This window comes from Actinomadura sp. GC306 (assembly GCF_004348665.1).
GTDB lineage: Bacteria > Actinomycetota > Actinomycetes > Streptosporangiales > Streptosporangiaceae > Spirillospora.
In genome coordinates this window covers 1-15,246 of record NZ_SMKM01000025.1, presented here as the reverse complement: position 1 = coordinate 15,246, position 15,246 = coordinate 1, and the positions used below count along the sequence as shown (strand labels likewise).

The following is a 15,246-nucleotide window of genomic DNA, read 5'->3' as shown; positions in this document are numbered from 1 at the left end:
CGGGGAAGCGGCCTCCGGGGCCGTCGCGCAAGGCGGCGGCCCCTGGGGTCAGAGGGTCCGCGTCATGAACACGCTGTTGGGGTCGGGCCTGTAGTCCGCGAAGGGCTCGCAGTAGGTGAAACCGAACCGCTCGTACAGCTTCCTCGCGGGGAGGAAGAACTCGGCGGACCCGGTCTCCAGGCTCATCCGGGTGAACCCCGCGCGCCCGGCCTCGGCCAGGATGTGCTCAAGCAGCAGGGACGCGACCCCGCTCCTCTTGCGCCGCGGTGCGGTGCGCATCGACTTCAGTTCGGCGTGCGCGTCGTCCAGCCTCTTGATGGCACCGCACCCCACGACCGAACCGCCGTCCATCACCGACCAGAACGTGACCTCGGGGACGCGCAGGGAGTCGAGGTCGAGGGCGTGCTTGCTCTCCAGCGGCGTGACGGACCGCATCTCCTCGACGTGCTCCTGGAGGAAGCCGGCGATCTGCGCGCCGGACAGGTCGTCCACGATGATCTTCAATTCGCGCCCCCGCAGCCCTGGGAAACCTGGGACAAGTATTACCCGCCGAGGTCCTCGATGACCTGAGGGGCCGACCTTCGAGGGGAATGCCTCCCGTGTGGGGGAGTGGTTCACACGGGAGATCGCGGACGCCGGGCGCCTCCGGCTGTTCTGCTTCCTGGTCGCGTTCATCGCCGGGTTCCTGTTCATCCGGTTCAGCGTGCGGATGATCCGGCGGCAGGTGCGGTGGTGGCCGGGGAACGTCACCCCGGGCGGGCAGCACGTCCACCACGTGGTGTTCGGCCTCGTGTTCATGTGCGTCGGCGGAGTCGGCGGGCTGGCCATCGAGGACGGGTCGTCCGGCCTGGCGGCGGCCGCCGCGGCGCTGTTCGGGGTCGGCGCCGCCCTCGTCCTGGACGAGTTCGCGCTCGTCTTCTACCTGAAGGACGTCTACTGGAGCGAGAAGGGCCGCCTGTCGGTCGAGGCCGTGTTCATCACGGTCGCCCTGTGCGGCCTCCTCCTGCTGGGGCTGCACCCGGTCGGGATGGACGACGTCGCCGGGGAAGGACTCTGGAGCATCGTCTTCGTCCTCCTGTTCAACGCCGCCCTCGCCGTGGTCGCGCTGCTCAAGGGCAAGATCTGGACGGGCGTCATCGGCCTCTTCATCGGCGTGGTCGCGCTGGTCGGCGCGATCCGGCTCGCGCGCCCGGACTCCCCGTGGGCACGCCGCCGCTACACCCCGGGCTCCCGCAAGGAACGATGGGCGCGCAACCGCGAACGCCGCTACCGCCGCCCCGTCCAGCGCCTCGGCGACCGCCTGAGCGACCTCGTCGCCGGCCGCCCCTCCACTTGAGTGTGCGCGGCGGTCGATCTGGCGAACCCGACCCGCAATGCGGGCGTCTCATCGTTGGGTGGCCGTGGTGCGTCGGGGGACCACGGCCACCCGCCATCAGTAGGGTGACGGCCCGCCGAACATCTCGCTGAGCCGCGGCGCGAGGTCGAAATTTCCGCGCAGTTCCAGGCGGCCGTCCATGAGAAGCGACGCCGGGTTCGCGTCTCCGGCCAGCATCCGCAGGAAGTCCGCCGCGGCCACGATGAGCGTGAGAGACGGATCCTTCGCAGGCCCCTGACTGGCGCGGGCACGGGTCTTGCCGATGGTGAGCGTCCAGACGGACTCCTCGTCCGCACGGCTCAAGCGGAACTCCAGCTCACCGGTGAACCCGCCGGCCGCGGACGGGTCGTAGGCGCGGGCCATCGCGGCGAAGAACACGCGCTGCGCCGCCGGGCCGAACCGCCGTTCGATCTGCGCGTCGGAACGGCCGTGCACGAGCTTGTAGAAGCCCTGCCTGAACCTTCTGCGGCCCGCCGCGCGGACGTCCTCGACCGGCCGCCGGCCACGGGACGCGCGACGGGCGCGGGCGACCTCCGCGTCCTCGTCGATGCGGTAGCCGGGCGGGCTGGTCCGGGCCGGTTTCCGGCGCGCGAGGGCGGCCTCGACGGCGGGCGCGAGCCGCTCCGCCTTGGCGGCCTCGCGCTCGTCCCGTCCCTCGGTGAAATGGGGGAGGACGGCCTTCCCGAACAGCTCCAGGCTCTCGCAGATGTGCTCGTGCCTGTTCGGGCCCGACTGCAGGACGAAGGCGACCTGGTCGACGCCGGCCGACTCGTACCGCCGGACGAGGTCGATGACCTGCTCGGGCGTCCCCACGGCGCCGCGCAGCGAACCGACGTTGACGTTGAGGGTCCCGGCGTTGGCGATGATCTGCTCCCGCGACAGACCCCGCGAGGCGCGCCGCTCCAGGAACTCCTGCCACACGTCCGTGCGCCCCGGATCGTGCGGCGTGGTCCCGTAGTAATGCGCGAGGGCGAACGCGAAGAAATGCGCGCCGTCGATGCCGCGCTCGATCGCGGTGGCCTCGTCCTCGTGCAGCATCATCGGCAGGACGACGGTCACGTTCGGGTTCACCGCGAACCCCGCCGGGACGCATTCCTCCGACTCGATGATGCGGTAGTACTCGTCCACCCATTTGCCCGCGTCCTCGGGCTCCACGAAGGAGAACGAAAGGGCGCCGATCCCGTTGCGCGCGGCGAAATGGATCGTCTCCCGGCGCGAGCACGCCACCCAGAGCGGAGGGTGTGGTTTCTGGACGGTCTTCGGCAGGACGTTCCGCGGCGGCATCCGGATATCGGGCGAGTTCCACCCCGCGAACGGCTCCTCGACGAACATCCTGGTGATGGCGTCGATCGCGTCCTGCCACTGCGCCCGCTTGTCGGTGCGCCGCACCCCGAACCCGCCGAGTTCGGCGCTGGAACTGGCCTCTCCCGTCCCGAAGTCGACCCGCCCGTTGGAGACGAGGTCGAGCGTCGCGATCCGCTCGGCGATACGTGCGGGATGGTTGATGGCCGGCGGCAGTTGCACGATCCCGTGCCCGAGCCGGATTCGCTTCGTCCGCTGCGAAGCGGCCCCGAGGAACACCTCGGGCGCCGACGAATGCGAGTACTCCTCCAGGAAATGGTGTTCGACTTCCCAGATGTAGTCGAAGCCCACCCGATCGGCGATCTCCACCTGGTCAAGGGCGTCCTGATAAAGCTTGAGCTCCTGCCCTTCCCCCCAAGGCCGCGGCAACTGGTGCTCGTAGAAGAGCGCGAATCGGATCGTGACCACCTCCAGGACGGGATCGGGCGGCGCCGCCTCTCGTCACCCGGTCGCCTGCGAGTCAGCCTCGTCCCGACCGGACGCCCTGTCAACGATGGCGCCGGGGCAGGCGGTCGCGCGTGCCGCTGCATATTCTTGGGGGATGACGCCCCTGCCTCCGGAGCCCGCTCCGCGCCCCGCCCCTTCGGGAGACCTCCGCGCCTCGCACGACGACCGGGAAGCGGTGGTGGAGCGGTTGCGGGACGCGGCGGCCGAGGGACGCCTGGACCTCGACGAGCTGGAGACGCGCCTGGAGCAGGCGCTGACGGCCAAGACCTACGCCGACCTGGCCGCCCTGACCGGCGACCTGCCGGGCCCGGCGCCCGTGGAGAACCGTCCGCCGCTGGTGCTCAAGGGCGGCATGCACGGCGCCTCCCGGGGCCCCGGGCGCTGGGACGTCCCCGCGCACGTGATCGCGCACGGCGGCCTGGGCGGCGTGAAGATCGACTTCACCCGGGTCGAGTGCCGGCTGCCGGAGGTCTTGGTGGAGGCGTACGGGGAGGCGGCCGGGGTCGTGATCGTCCTGCCCGACGGCTGGGCCGCCGACACCGGCGGCATGGACCCCGGCGTCGGCGGCTGCTCGGACAAGACCACCGGCGACCGGCTGCCCGGCACCCCGCTGATCAGGGTCATCGGATCCGGCGGCATGGCGGGAGTGGTGATCCGCCACCCCAACCGCTGGGAGCGGCGCAAGCTGGACAAGAACCCGCAGGGCTGACCGGCGGAGCCGCACCGGCCGGAAAAACAGGTGGGAATGTCGGGGTCGTTTGGCATGCTGGGACGGTGAGTCCACGCGCGTTGAGCCCTGTCCTGATCGGCAGATCCGCCGAGCTCGCGGAACTGGAGGACGCGCTCGCCGCCGCACCCGGGGCCGTGCTCATCGGCGGTGACGCCGGTGTCGGCAAGACCCGCCTGATCCGCGAGTACGCCCGGTCCGTGGACGGCCGCGCGCGGGTGCTCACCGGCGGCTGCCTGGAGCTCGGCTCCGACGGCCTTCCGTTCGCGCCGTTCACGACCGTCCTGCGCGACCTCGTCCGCGACATCGGCACCGGCGGCGTCGCCGAACTCGTGCCGCGCGGCGACACCGGCGGCCTGGCCCGGCTGCTGCCCGAGTTCGGGGAGCCGGAGACCGACGCCGCCTCCGGCGAGCAGCGGGCCCGCCTGTTCGAGGTGATGCTCACGCTGCTGGAGCGGCTCGCCGAGCGCGGCCCGGTCGTGCTGGTCGTCGAGGACGCGCACTGGGCCGACCGCTCCACCCGCGACCTGCTGGCCTTCCTGATCCGCAACCTCGGCACCGCGCCGATCCTGATCGTCGTGACGTACCGGTCGGACGAGCTGCACCGCAGCCATCCGCTGCGCCCGCTGCTCGCCGGGCTGGAGCGGGTGGAGCACGTGCGGCGCGCGGAGATCGCGCCGCTGACCCGCACGGACATCGCCGCGCTCGTGACCGAGCTGCTCGGCCGGACGCCGCCGCCCGGCCTGGTCGAGCGGATCGCCGTCCGCAGCGAGGGCAACCCGCTGTTCATCGAGGCGCTGCTCGACGACGACGGGACGCTGGCGTGCGAACTGCCCGAGTCGCTGCGCGACCTGCTGCTCGCCGGTGTGCAGCGGCTCCCGGAGGAGACGCAGGACGTGCTGCGGGACGCGAGCGGCGGCGGCACCCGCATCGAGCACGCGCTGCTGGCGGCCGTCACCGGCCTCGGCGACGGCGGGCTGACCCGCGCGCTGCGTCCCGCCGTCGCCGCGAACGTCCTCGTCGTGGAGGGCGACGGCTACGCGTTCCGGCACGCGCTGATCCGCGAGGTCATCCACGACGACCTGCTGCCCGGCGAGCACACGCGGCTCCACCGCCGCTACGCGGAGGCGCTGGAGAACGATCCCGGGCTCGTTCCGGCGGGACGGCTATGGGTCGAGCTCAGCCACCACTGGAAGGCCGCCCACGACAGCACGTGGGCGCTGGTCGCGTCGTGGCGGGCCGCCGCCGACGCGCGCAAGGCCCTCGCCTACGCCGAGTGCCTCGCGATGCTGTCGCGGGTCCTCGAACTGTGGGACCGGGTCCCCGACGCGGCCGAGCGCATCGGCGCCGACCACGTCACCGTCCTGGAGCAGGCCGCGGCCGCCGCCGACGAGGCGGGCGAGTACGACCGCGGCATCAAGCTCGTGACCGCCGCGCTGCGCGAGGTGGAGGCGGTCCGGGAGCGGGGCGGGGGCCACGATCCGGCCCGGGTGGCGATGCTGCTCGAACTGCGCGGCCGGATGCGGTACCAGATGGCGCGCCCGGGTTTCGTCGAGGACCTGCGGTCCGCCGTGGCGATGCTGCCGGCCGACCCGCCGACGGCGCTGCGCGCGCGGGCGCTGTCCACGCTGGGGAACTACGTCCGCCTCACGCCCGAGATCGACGAGGCGCGCAACGCGGCGGCCGAGGCGCTCGCGGTCGCCCGCGCGCTCGGCGACCCGGTCACCGAGGCCGAGGCGCTGATCACTCAGTTCTGTGCCGACGTCGACTACCTCGGCGAGGAGTACCTCGCCGAGATCGACCGGACGGCGGTGAGCACCGGCGACCAGCGGGTCCTGCTGCGCTTCCACGTGATCAAGTCGCATTTCCTGGAGGGCGCGGGACGGCACGAGGAGGCCGCCGCGGTCGCCGGGCGCGGCATCGAGCTCGCCCGCGAGTACGGCGTGGCCCGCACGCAGGGGACGTCCCTGTCCATCAACACGGCCGAGCCGCTGGTCTCGCTCGGCCGGTGGGACGAGGCGACCGCCGTGCTGAACCAGGCGATGGAGCAGGAGCCGGCCGTGACGACGAGGACGTCGCTGCTCGTCCTGTCCGGCTGGCTCGCGCTGGCGCGCGGCGACCTGCCCACCGCGCGGAAGCGGCTGGCGGGCGCCCGCGAGATCATGAACCTCAAGATGAAGTGGCTGAAGACCCAGGACTACTTCACCACCCTCTGGCTGGAGGCCAACGTCGCGCTCGCGGAGGGCCGGCCCGAGGCCGGGCTGGACGCGATCCGTCCCGTCCTCGACCACGCCGGCCTGCCCGACGACGCCCGCTACGCGTGGCCCGCGCTGGTCACCGGCGCGTCGATCTGCGCGGAGCTCGGCGAGGCGGCCGCCGGCGACCTGCGGCGCATCGAGGAGCGCGCCGCCGGGCTGAGCGCCGTCGGCCCGCTGCAGCGGGCGCACCGGGCCACGTTCGCCGCCGAGGCCGCCCGCGCCCGCGGCGTCCTCGACTTCGCCGCCTGGGAGGAGGCCGCCGCCGCGTGGGAGGCGCTCGGCAACCCCTTCCTGCGGGGGTGCGCGCTGCTGAACGCGGCGCGGGCCGCGTTGGCGGACGGCGACCACGACGCGGCGGCGGCCCGGCTGCGCACCGCGGCGGAACTGGCGGAAAGCCTCGGCGCCGTCCCGCTCGGCGACCGCGTCGCCGACCTGCTGCGCCGCACCCGCACGGCCCGCGGGGGCGACGCGGCGCCGCTGGGGCTGACGCCGCGCGAGTACGAGGTGCTGCGCCTGGTCGCCGACGGCCGCAGCAACCGCGACATCGCCGAGGCGCTGTTCATCTCGGTGAAGACCGCCAGCGTGCACGTGTCCAACATCCTCGGGAAGCTGGACGTCGCCAGTCGCGGCGAGGCCGCCGCGACCGCGCACCGGCTGGCGCTGTTCGCCGTCCCCGCCGGGCGGGACGAAGCCCCGGTGGGCTGATGCCGCGGGCTGATCCCACGGGCTGATGCCGGTGGGCTGGTGCCGTGGGCTGATTCGGTGGCGGGGATCTCCCCTCCGCAGGACCCCCGCCGCCGAACCGTCGGACCACACGGGAACTTCGTGGCCGGCCGTCGCGGTGACGTCCCGCGGAAGCAGGCGGTGCTTCGCCGCCCGGAGAGGCGGCCCGTCATCGTTCCGGCCACTGCACAGTCTCGGGTCCGGGGGCCGCCGAATGCCGGACGACATACCGGGGAGCGGCGGTGAAAAATAGCGACGGGGACGTGTCACCTTCCGTGATCCGTCCCCGTCGGAGCGTTACGGGCCCGTGGCCCGGGGCGCGCGTCAGCGCGGGACGCGGGCGACGCAGAACACCGTCTGCCCGAACGGCGGCTTGACGACGCGCTCGATGGTGCGGGTCAGCGGCACGACCGTCCGGTCGTAGATCTTGACGAGCTTCGGGTCCGGGTAGCCGGCGCCGCCGCGGCGGACCGCGAACCACCAGGCGATCCCGCCGAGGAAGTTGATCGGCTTGAGCACCTCCGGGACGAGGCCCGCCTCGCGGACCGACGCCTCCAGCGTCTTCGGCGTGTACCGGGTGACGTGCCCGACCTTGCGGTCGAAGTCGCCGTAGAGCTGCATGTAGCCGGGCACCCAGATGACGATGCGGCCGCCGGGCTCGGTGACGGCGGCGAGGTCGCGCAGCGCCTGGACGTCGTCCTTGATGTGCTCCAGGACGTTCATCATCACGACGGTGTCGACCTTGCGCCGGATCACGATGTCGGCGGGCAGCGCCAGGTCGATGACCTCGACGTCGTCGCTGCCGTCGTAGCGCTTGCGCAGCTCGCCGACGCAGTACGGGTCGTTGTCGCTGACGACGAGGTAGTCGAGGCGCCCAGCGAACTGCTCGGAGAAGTGCCCGAGCCCCGAGCCGACCTCCAGCATGGACCGCCCGACGTGCGGCGCGACGGTCTCGTACTCGTACTTGCGGTAGTTGCGGGCCTCGTCCCCGCCCAGGTGGTTCTCCAGCGCGCCCTCTCCGGCGGCGGGCTGGACGACGTCCCCGTCCGCGCCCGGCGGCGCGGGGGCGGCGGCGCCGGTGCCCTTCGGGCGGCTGCCGACGAGGTTGAGGAGGGTGCCTGCGATGGACTTCTTCTGACCAGGTGAGTGCATTACTTCCCGCTCGCTGGGTGCGTGGGCGCTCGGATTCTCGTTGGCCGGATCGAGTGACCTGGTCCGCTCGGACGGCCCGATCTCCGGCACGAAGCCGGGCCAGTCTACCCAGCCGCGGGCCGCGGGCGCCCGGCGGTGACCGCGCGGCGCGCCCGCACCGACGGTTCACGCAGGTCAGGCGCCCGCGCCGGTCCGGTCAGCCGATGGTGCGGTGGACGTCCTCCTTCTCGCTCGCCCCCGGTTCGGACGGCGCGATCCACGGCCCGGGGATGGACGGGTCGAGGACGCCCTCCTCCACCCAGGCGAAGTCGCCGTTGAGGACGGCGCGGGCGAGCTTCACGTCCATCGCGTCGGTGTTGCGCCACAGCCCGTCGAACAGCTCCTCCACCCGGACCCGCGCCTGCCGGCAGAACGCGTCCGCGAGCAGCACGGCCGACTTGCCGGGCGCCGTGGCGGCGCCTTCGCCGCCTGGCCCGGCGCTCGCGAGCGGGCCGTCCGCGGACGAGTCGGCGTGCGCGCGGACGCACACCGCGCTCATCGCGAACAGCTCGGCGCCGATGTCGACCATCCGGCCGAGGAAGCCCTGCTTGCGCTCCAGCCCGCCCTGCCAGCGTCCCGACGCGTAGAAGATCGACCGGGCCAGCTTGCGGGAGGACCGCTCGACGAACCGCAGGTGCCGCGCCAGCGCCCCGAACTCGGCGTAGGACTTCGGGCGCTGCCCGGCCCCGGTGACCAGCGTCGGCAGCCAGCGCGCGTAGAACCCGCCCGCCTTCGCCGCCGCCCGCGCCTTCGCCCCCGCGGACGCGTCCGGGTCGATGATGTCGCCGGCGACCGACAGGTGCGCGTCCACCGCCTCCCGGGCGATCAGCAGGTGCATGATCTCGGTGGAGCCCTCGAAGATCCGGTTGATGCGCAGGTCGCGGAACAGCTGCTCGGCGGGCACCCCGCGCTCGCCGCGCGCCGCGAGCGACTCGGCGGTCTCGTAGCCGCGGCCGCCGCGCAGCTGGATCAGCTCGTCGGCGGCGCGGCACGCCATCTCCGACGACCACAGCTTCGCCAGCGCCGCCTCGATCCGGATGTCGTTGCGCTCGTCGTCGGCGAGCTGGCCGGACAGGTCGAGCATCGCCTCCATCGCGTACGCGGTCGCCGCGATGAACGCGATCTTGCGGGAGACGGCCTCGTGCTCGCCGACCGGCCGGCCCCACTGCACCCGCTCCTTCGACCACTCCCGCGCGATCTTGGCGGCCCACTTGCCGCCCGCCGCGCAGATCGCGGGCAGCGACAGCCGCCCGGTGTTCAGCGTGGTCAGCGCGACCTTCAGGCCCGCGCCCTCCTTGCCGATCAGGTTCGCCTTCGGGACGCGGACGTCATGGAAGCGGGTGACGCCGTTCTCGATGCCACGCAGCCCCATGAACGCGTTGCGGTTCTCGACGGTGATGCCCGGCGTGGACATGTCCACGACGAACGCGGAGATGCCGCCGCGGTGCCCGTCCTGTTTCGGGACGCGCGCCATGACCACGACGAGGTCGGCGACGACGCCGTTGGTCGTCCACAGCTTGACGCCGTTGAGGACGTAGTCGTCGCCGTCGGGGACGGCGGTGGCGCGCAGCCGGGCGGGGTCGGAGCCGACGTCGGGCTCGGTGAGCAGGAACGCGCTGATCTCCCGGGCGCAGCGCGGCAGCCACTCGTCCTGCTGCTCCGGCGTCCCGAACATCTTGACCGGCTGCGGGACGCCGATGGACTGGTGCGCCGACAGCAGCGCGGCGAGCGCCGGAGAGACCGACCCGGCGACCATCAGGGCGCGCCCGTAGTAGAGCTGGCTGAGCCCGAGACCGCCGTACTTCTCCGGGATCTTCATGCCGAGCGCGCCGATGTCCCGCAGGCCGCGCAGGACGTCGTCGGGGATCCGCGACTCCCGCTCGATCACCGCCGGGTCGATCTTCGTGGCGCAGAACTCGGTGAGCCGCGCGAGGAACTCCTCGCCCTTGCCGCGGGCCTCCCCGTCCGGCCGGGGATGCGGGTGGATCAGGTCGAGGCGGAAGTCCCCGAGGAAGAGCTGCTTGCCGAAGCTCGGCAGCCGCCACTCGGTCTCCCGCGCCTCCTCGGCCACCTTCCGGGCGGTGCGCTCGTCCACGTGCCCCTGGCGGCCGGTCTGCGCGGGTCTGGTCTGGCTCATGCGTCCTCCTCGGGCGGCTCCCCGTACTCCTGGGTGGTCCCGTACATGTGAGCGCCCTTTCCCCAGGCGGTATGGAGAAACCCTCCGCGTCCGCACGCCCGAAGTGATCCAATGAAGGACCGACCGTCGCCGAGGGCCTTGACCGCGCCGGGCCAGAGGGGTTCGCTGTGGGTAATGGATGAGACACGCAAACCCACGCTCATCGCTTCGGTGCAGCGTGCCCTGCGGCTCATGGAGGTGGTCGCGTCGCATCCGAACGGCGCGCCCGCCAAGCAGCTCTCCCGGGAGGCCCGGCTCCCCCTCGCCACGACCTACCACCTGCTGCGCACCCTCGCGCACGAGGGCTACGCGACGCGCCTGCCGGACGGCGTCTGGGTGCTGGGCGAGCGGGTCGAGGCGCTGCACGGGCAGAGCCGGACGCAGCAGCTCCTCGCCCGCATCCGCCCCACCCTGATGGCCCTGCGGGACGACCTCGGCGTCGCGGCGTACTTCAGCATGCACATGGACGACGAGATCCGCCTCATCGATATCGCCGACGGCCCGCGCACCCCCCGGGTGGACGTGTGGGTCGGCTTCGAGGACGCCGCGCACGCCACCGCGATCGGCAAGTGCGTGCTGAGCCAGTTCGACGAGGACGCCCGCCGCGACTACCTGTCCCGGCACCCGCTCGTCGACCTGACCCCGCACACCATCACCGACCCGGCCCGGCTGTTCCGGTCCCTCGCGGCGCCGGGCGACATCCAGTACGACCGCGAGGAGTACGCCCTCGGCACCGTCTGCGCGGCCGTCCCGGTCGGCGACGCCACCGGCACCGTCCTCGGCGCCCTGGCCATCTCGTGCCGTCCCGCCAAACTCGCCAAGGTCGAACGCTCCGCCGCCCGAATGCGAGCCACCGCCGACGAACTCCAACGGACGCTGACCCTGACCCCCTGACCCGGTCCTCAGGAGAGGCGGCGCCGCGTCCAGTCACGCTTTCCACCACCAGGAACCCAGCCGCACCTCTCCCAGGCCGGATGAGACCTGGTCGGGAATACCGACGAAGAGCGTGACAGGCCGCTCAGCCTCCGGCTGAGCGGCCTGTCACCGCGTGCGCGGGTCGGCCTGGAGGTGCCTGGCTGAGCCGGTCTCGCGGACGAATGAGCGCGGGCTGAGGACGTGCGCCGATGACCGTGACCACTGCCAGGCCTGGCTGCGCTTGCGGGCTTCGGCAACGGCTTCCTCGCCGCCGGCGGCTGCGACGACGTCGGCGCCGACCCCGCTCCACTTGGGGAGATCTGTCATCGCTGCTCCTACTGCACTTGGTGTTCTCTCAAGCGATCCTCGTACAGGTTCTCGGCCGGGCGCTCACGACGCGGCCTCCGTCTCACATCTGGGGTGGTGGGTAGCGGTGGATCTCTGCTCGGTGCCCTGCGGAGCCAGCGAATTTGGCGTCGTCGGTGAGCAGGGGCACCCCGAGCAGTTCGGCGAGGACCACGTACATGCCGTCGTAGGCGGTGAGGTTGTTGCGTAGCTCCAGCACGCGCCGCTGCAGGGGCAGCATGGGATGGCGGACGATCTTGAGTTGTGCGTAGCGCTCGAGCATGATCTGGGCACGTGCTTCGGAGATGCGTACCTCCGGCTTGCTGGTGATTGCATGTCCGCGCACAACTGAGGCGATCTCTACGTCGATCAACGCTGGGGCGTGTACCTTACGGGCCAGCCGTTGCCGAAGGAGATCGTCGCCTTTGACGTTGGCCAGCAGGCGGAACACGATCGAGGCATCGACGACCAGGCTCACCGGCGTCCCTCACGCATGGTCTCGCGAACGAAGTCGGGGTCGTAAGGCACGGGCTCATCGGAGGCGATCTTGGCCATCACCTCGTCCAGCGTCGGGGTGGCGGCCTCCTCGTTCAGGAGATCTCGCACATAGGCCGTCAGCGACTTGCCCTCATGCTCGGCTCGCGCCTTCAGTGTCTGCTCGGTCTCGTCGGGGACGTCCCGGATCTGTATGACTCCCATGCAGGCATTTTAGCATGCAAACTGCATGCAGGCTTGGCCTGTGGCGCCGGGTTTGCCCGCCGGCACCGGTTCGAGGGACCCGTCCAAGGATCGCACCGCGCGTGCGCTGGCGGAGGTGTTCTGCGCCCCGGTCTCGGCCGGGACGGTCACGGCGATGACCGCCCGGGCGGCGGCTGACGCCGGGGCGCCCGGTCGCCGTGGCATTGTCGGTCAGAGGCGGTGGTTGCCGTGTTTTACGGCGGTAAGTACGGTTCGGGCGGTCTCGGTGCCGAGGATTAGGCGAGGGCCTTCCGGGGCCTTCGAGTCGCGGATCGTGACGGTGTTCGGCAGCGGAGCCAGTTCGACACAGCCCTGACTCCCTGGCTGGCCGTTGCCATGCGCCAATTGAGCGCGGGGGGTTCGAGGCCGGTCATCACGGGTTCGGCTCGCCCTGCCTGATGTGTGTCAGGAGTTGAGCGAAATCTTCGGTGGTGAGGGTCAGGTGGCCGGTTTCGGGGGCCTTGCTGTCTCTGAGGCCGTACCCGTCGGGGAGTGCCGCGACCTCCACACACTCGTTGCCGGATGCGTTGCTGCGGCTGGACTTGCGCCACTCGATCATTGCATGGCCTCCATGATCTGCGTGATGTGAGCACGTGAGGCGGACGCGGACAGCGCCTCGGAGCCGATGAGGTCGAAGCGCCGGTGGAAGTCGTCCAGCCCAGTCGGGTCGTGGGTCAGTCTGCCACCCGCGTTGGCCTCCATGTAGGCCGCGGAATCCCTTGGCCCATCGAGGATTGCGAAGGAGCCGTCCAGGCCGATGTGCGCGCCGACGCTGCGGCGTACGACGCGCAGGATGATGTTGCGCCGGTGGCTGAGCGTGATGAGGTGGGCGAGTTGTTCTCTGATGACCTCCGGGCCGCCGACGGGCTGGTCGAGTGCCGACTCGTTGATAAGTGCCCGTAGTTCGGGCGGCCTGTCCCGGCTCAGTACCTCTTGCCGGGCCATGCGAGCTTCGACCGTGGCCTCCACGTCCTCGATGATCTGGCCGTCCTCCAGGAGGGCCCTGGCGTAGTCCGGCGTCTGGAGCAATCCAGGGATGATCGCGAGAGCCCAATAGCAGATGCGGGACGCTTGTGCCTCAATTGGCGTGTACTGGGCCCACCAGCCCGGGTCGTGCGCCTGTTCCGCCAGACGGCGAAGTCGGGTGAAATGCCCATATGTGCGCCAAACTCGGTCCAAGGTTTCGGCGTGCTTCAAGGGTAGGTTTTCGCGGGCCGATTCCCAGTTCGAAACCTGGGTTTTTGTGACGCCGAGGATCTTGCCCACATCGGTCTGTGTCATATTCCGTTCGACACGCCATACTCGCAGGTCAGATGCCAGCCAATGCCAATGATCGCGGTCCGGGTCGAGATCGTTGCGGGCGCCCATTCTTGATCCTTTAAGTACAGATTGCCTGGTTGAACGAATTGAACCCTAGCGCGGGCCGTCACGCTGTGGCCAGAAAACGCGTAAGGAGGGGCGAGATGCTCGCGTTCAAGCCGGACGTCGAAATGATCAAGGTGGCCCGGGACTATGTCGCGGAGATCGCCGCTGAATGGCCGGTCGACGGTTATCACGTGCGGGTGGTGGTGTCGGAGCTGGTCACCAACGCGATCCGGCACGCGCGGACCGATGAGATCCGGGTGGACGCCGGCTCGGACGGTGACGTGCACGCGGTGAAGGTCTGGGACGGCGACGGGACGCTTCCGGTGTCGCGCGCGCCCGGCCCCGACGCGGTGGGCGGCCGCGGGCTGGTGATCGTCGGTGAACTGGTCTCGCGCTGGGGCGCACTGCGCGACGTGGCGGGCGGCAAGACCGTTTTCGCCGAGTGGGGCGTCCGCCCGCCGAAAACGCCGCCACAGAGGCGGAGGCCCCCGGTGGGTGGTGAACCGGTGATCGTCGATGGGTGGGACTTCGGTGCCGGGCAGCTCTTGACGCCCGGTGATGTGGCCACGATGTTCCGCGTCGAGCCCAAGACCGTCACACGCTGGGCCGATGGCGGCAAGCTGGCGTCCATTCGCACCCTCGGTGGCGTCCGCCGGTTCAGTCGTCAGCAGGTCGAGCACCTCATGTTCGGGGACGGTGTGCGGTGACGAACGGGCTGGTGCGGGCGGTCGGCCGGTGGCGGCTGGTTCTGGAGGCGCGAACGCTGGTCGGCCATGAGGCGGCGGTGCGGCGGCTGGAGGTCCTGCGGGTCGCGCTGCTGCCGCTGGGGTGGCGGTGCGTCGGTCTGTACGACCGGCGCGAGTTCCGGTTCCCGGTGCCGTTGCTGTGGGTGTACGCCCCCTCAAACACCGCCTGTTCCCGCACCGGGAGTGGATCTGACTGACCGATTGCAGGTTCGCGGACGCCCCAGTGCCCGGATCAGGTCACGTTGACGCCGTGGGTGCGGGCTAGGGCGCCTAGGCCGTCTGACCAGCCTTGGCCCAGGGCTCGGAGTTTCCAGGCGGGGTGGCCGTTCACGGTGTGGCGGTAGAACTCGGCCATCAGCATCGCGGAGATGGATGGGTCTGGTGGTGGGCGGAACGTCCAGGTTGCGCCGGTTGTGCAGCGCATGTGCAGTGCTGCGTAGGTGAGGGCGGCGCAGGTCAGGCCGGTGTCGACGTCCATGTTGATGGAGACCGCGACCCGGCGAACGTCCTCCGGTAGTGCGGACAGGTGCAGGCCGGCCCGCTCGGTCATCACCTGGCCCTCGGGCTGCTTCCCGAGCAGCCGCGCCGCCCCTCCGGCCGCTGTCGGCTGATGGTAGAAGACGAAGTCCTCATCGCCACGCACCTTGCCCGAGTCGTCGAGCAGGAGGAGCGTCAGGTCGGCGTCCGCCCCCGCGAACGCGAATGCGATCAGGAGCCCTTGCAGCGCTTCGTCGGGGAGTACGAGCGTTTGCCCTGATGACAGGTCGACAGGAGCGGCGTTCTGTGGCCCCGTCCCGTGCATCATGGGTGGTTGCGACGCGCCGGGGGCGGTTGTCTGCTTCCATTCGGCGAACGGGCGGACGGCGTAGGGGTCGGAC

Annotated in this window: 17 protein-coding genes and 1 pseudogene; 7 read left to right on the top strand and 11 right to left on the bottom strand. The window is 71.3% G+C overall.

All coding sequences use genetic code 11. The features are described 5' to 3' along the window. Positions 1-48 precede the first annotated feature (48 nt). The gene (locus E1200_RS06335; RefSeq protein WP_131950853.1) at positions 49-504 is read right to left on the bottom strand and encodes a GNAT family N-acetyltransferase; all 456 of its coding nucleotides are present in this window, start codon (positions 502-504) and stop codon (positions 49-51) included. A gap of 97 nt (positions 505-601) precedes the next feature. Here E1200_RS06335 and E1200_RS06330 point away from each other — a divergent pair, with 97 nt between their 5' ends. Beyond that, positions 602-1,336: a hypothetical protein gene (locus E1200_RS06330; protein WP_131950852.1), complete on the top strand. Its 735-nt coding sequence runs from the start codon at positions 602-604 to the stop codon at positions 1,334-1,336. A gap of 96 nt (positions 1,337-1,432) precedes the next feature. Here the strand turns inward: E1200_RS06330 and E1200_RS06325 are convergent, their stop codons facing one another. Beyond that, complete coding sequence (locus E1200_RS06325) at positions 1,433-3,145, bottom strand: LLM class flavin-dependent oxidoreductase (protein ID WP_131950851.1); 1,713 nt, start codon at positions 3,143-3,145, stop codon at positions 1,433-1,435. A 133-nt stretch (positions 3,146-3,278) separates the two neighbouring features. Here E1200_RS06325 and E1200_RS06320 point away from each other — a divergent pair, with 133 nt between their 5' ends. Further along, positions 3,279-3,893: a DUF1707 domain-containing protein gene (locus tag E1200_RS06320; RefSeq protein ID WP_131950850.1), complete on the top strand. Its 615-nt coding sequence runs from the start codon at positions 3,279-3,281 to the stop codon at positions 3,891-3,893. A 65-nt stretch (positions 3,894-3,958) separates the two neighbouring features. Continuing rightward, a complete protein-coding gene (locus tag E1200_RS35170) occupies positions 3,959-6,874 on the top strand; it encodes a helix-turn-helix transcriptional regulator (protein WP_131950849.1) in 2,916 nt (971 codons plus the stop codon). Positions 6,875-7,216: 342 nt separating this feature from the next. On the opposite strand, the gene E1200_RS06310 is transcribed toward E1200_RS35170, so the two are convergent. Both E1200_RS06310 and E1200_RS06305 read right to left on the bottom strand, forming a co-directional pair. Beyond that, positions 7,217-8,044, bottom strand: coding sequence for a methyltransferase domain-containing protein (locus tag E1200_RS06310; protein WP_131950848.1), 828 nt, complete (start codon positions 8,042-8,044; stop codon positions 7,217-7,219). A 196-nt stretch (positions 8,045-8,240) separates the two neighbouring features. Further along, positions 8,241-10,220 (bottom strand): acyl-CoA dehydrogenase family protein, encoded by a 1,980-nt coding sequence (locus E1200_RS06305; RefSeq protein ID WP_131950847.1) that lies wholly within the window; start codon positions 10,218-10,220, stop codon positions 8,241-8,243. A 174-nt stretch (positions 10,221-10,394) separates the two neighbouring features. On the opposite strand from E1200_RS06305, the gene E1200_RS06300 reads away from it, so the two are divergent. After that, positions 10,395-11,153, top strand: coding sequence for an IclR family transcriptional regulator (locus E1200_RS06300; protein ID WP_131950846.1), 759 nt, complete (start codon positions 10,395-10,397; stop codon positions 11,151-11,153). A 147-nt stretch (positions 11,154-11,300) separates the two neighbouring features. Here E1200_RS06300 and E1200_RS34300 read toward each other — a convergent pair whose 3' ends face one another. From E1200_RS34300 to E1200_RS06270, 6 genes are all read right to left on the bottom strand, one after another. After that, positions 11,301-11,501 (bottom strand): hypothetical protein, encoded by a 201-nt coding sequence (locus tag E1200_RS34300; protein WP_207933206.1) that lies wholly within the window; start codon positions 11,499-11,501, stop codon positions 11,301-11,303. Between the two features lie 82 nt (positions 11,502-11,583). Next, positions 11,584-11,997 carry a type II toxin-antitoxin system VapC family toxin gene (locus E1200_RS06290; protein WP_131950845.1) on the bottom strand — a complete coding sequence of 138 codons (414 nt, stop codon included), beginning with the start codon at positions 11,995-11,997 and terminating at the stop codon, positions 11,584-11,586. After that, a complete protein-coding gene (locus E1200_RS06285) occupies positions 11,994-12,218 on the bottom strand; it encodes a hypothetical protein (protein ID WP_131950844.1) in 225 nt (74 codons plus the stop codon). Before E1200_RS06285 ends, E1200_RS06290 begins: the two co-directional genes overlap by 4 nt. 210 nt (positions 12,219-12,428) lie before the next feature. Beyond that, complete coding sequence (locus tag E1200_RS06280) at positions 12,429-12,602, bottom strand: DUF397 domain-containing protein (protein WP_131950843.1); 174 nt, start codon at positions 12,600-12,602, stop codon at positions 12,429-12,431. 28 nt (positions 12,603-12,630) lie between these two features. Then, positions 12,631-12,816, bottom strand: coding sequence for a DUF397 domain-containing protein (locus E1200_RS06275; protein WP_131950842.1), 186 nt, complete (start codon positions 12,814-12,816; stop codon positions 12,631-12,633). Beyond that, the gene (locus E1200_RS06270; RefSeq protein ID WP_131950841.1) at positions 12,813-13,625 is read right to left on the bottom strand and encodes a helix-turn-helix transcriptional regulator; all 813 of its coding nucleotides are present in this window, start codon (positions 13,623-13,625) and stop codon (positions 12,813-12,815) included. Before E1200_RS06270 ends, E1200_RS06275 begins: the two co-directional genes overlap by 4 nt. A 95-nt stretch (positions 13,626-13,720) precedes the next feature. Between E1200_RS06270 and E1200_RS34680 the strand changes: the two are divergent. The 3 genes and pseudogenes from E1200_RS34680 to E1200_RS06260 form a co-directional block, all read left to right on the top strand. Beyond that, positions 13,721-14,044, top strand: a pseudogene (locus E1200_RS34680) (ATP-binding protein); the annotation flags it as partial. A gap of 87 nt (positions 14,045-14,131) precedes the next feature. Continuing rightward, complete coding sequence (locus E1200_RS34675; protein ID WP_279484045.1) at positions 14,132-14,329, top strand: BldC family transcriptional regulator; 198 nt, start codon at positions 14,132-14,134, stop codon at positions 14,327-14,329. After that, positions 14,326-14,565 (top strand): hypothetical protein, encoded by a 240-nt coding sequence (locus E1200_RS06260; RefSeq protein WP_131950839.1) that lies wholly within the window; start codon positions 14,326-14,328, stop codon positions 14,563-14,565. The genes E1200_RS34675 and E1200_RS06260 overlap by 4 nt, the downstream gene beginning before the upstream one ends. 35 nt (positions 14,566-14,600) lie before the next feature. On the opposite strand, the gene E1200_RS06255 is transcribed toward E1200_RS06260, so the two are convergent. Further along, the coding region (locus E1200_RS06255; protein WP_207933205.1) for a TerD family protein at positions 14,601-15,246 on the bottom strand (646 nt) is incomplete at its 5' end.

Bases quoted from the DNA above. Each gene is read 5' to 3' on its own strand.
- E1200_RS06320 (WP_131950850.1), top strand. From the start codon at position 3,279: ATGACGCCCCTGCCTCCGGAGCCCGCTCCGCGCCCCGCCCCTTCGGGA.
- E1200_RS06310 (WP_131950848.1), bottom strand. From the start codon at position 8,044: ATGCACTCACCTGGTCAGAAGAAGTCCATCGCAGGCACCCTCCTCAAC.
- E1200_RS06305 (WP_131950847.1), bottom strand. From the start codon at position 10,220: ATGAGCCAGACCAGACCCGCGCAGACCGGCCGCCAGGGGCACGTGGAC.
- E1200_RS06300 (WP_131950846.1), top strand. From the start codon at position 10,395: ATGGATGAGACACGCAAACCCACGCTCATCGCTTCGGTGCAGCGTGCC.
- E1200_RS34300 (WP_207933206.1), bottom strand. From the start codon at position 11,501: ATGACAGATCTCCCCAAGTGGAGCGGGGTCGGCGCCGACGTCGTCGCA.
- E1200_RS06285 (WP_131950844.1), bottom strand. From the start codon at position 12,218: ATGGGAGTCATACAGATCCGGGACGTCCCCGACGAGACCGAGCAGACA.
- E1200_RS06275 (WP_131950842.1), bottom strand. From the start codon at position 12,816: ATGATCGAGTGGCGCAAGTCCAGCCGCAGCAACGCATCCGGCAACGAG.
- E1200_RS06270 (WP_131950841.1), bottom strand. From the start codon at position 13,625: ATGGGCGCCCGCAACGATCTCGACCCGGACCGCGATCATTGGCATTGG.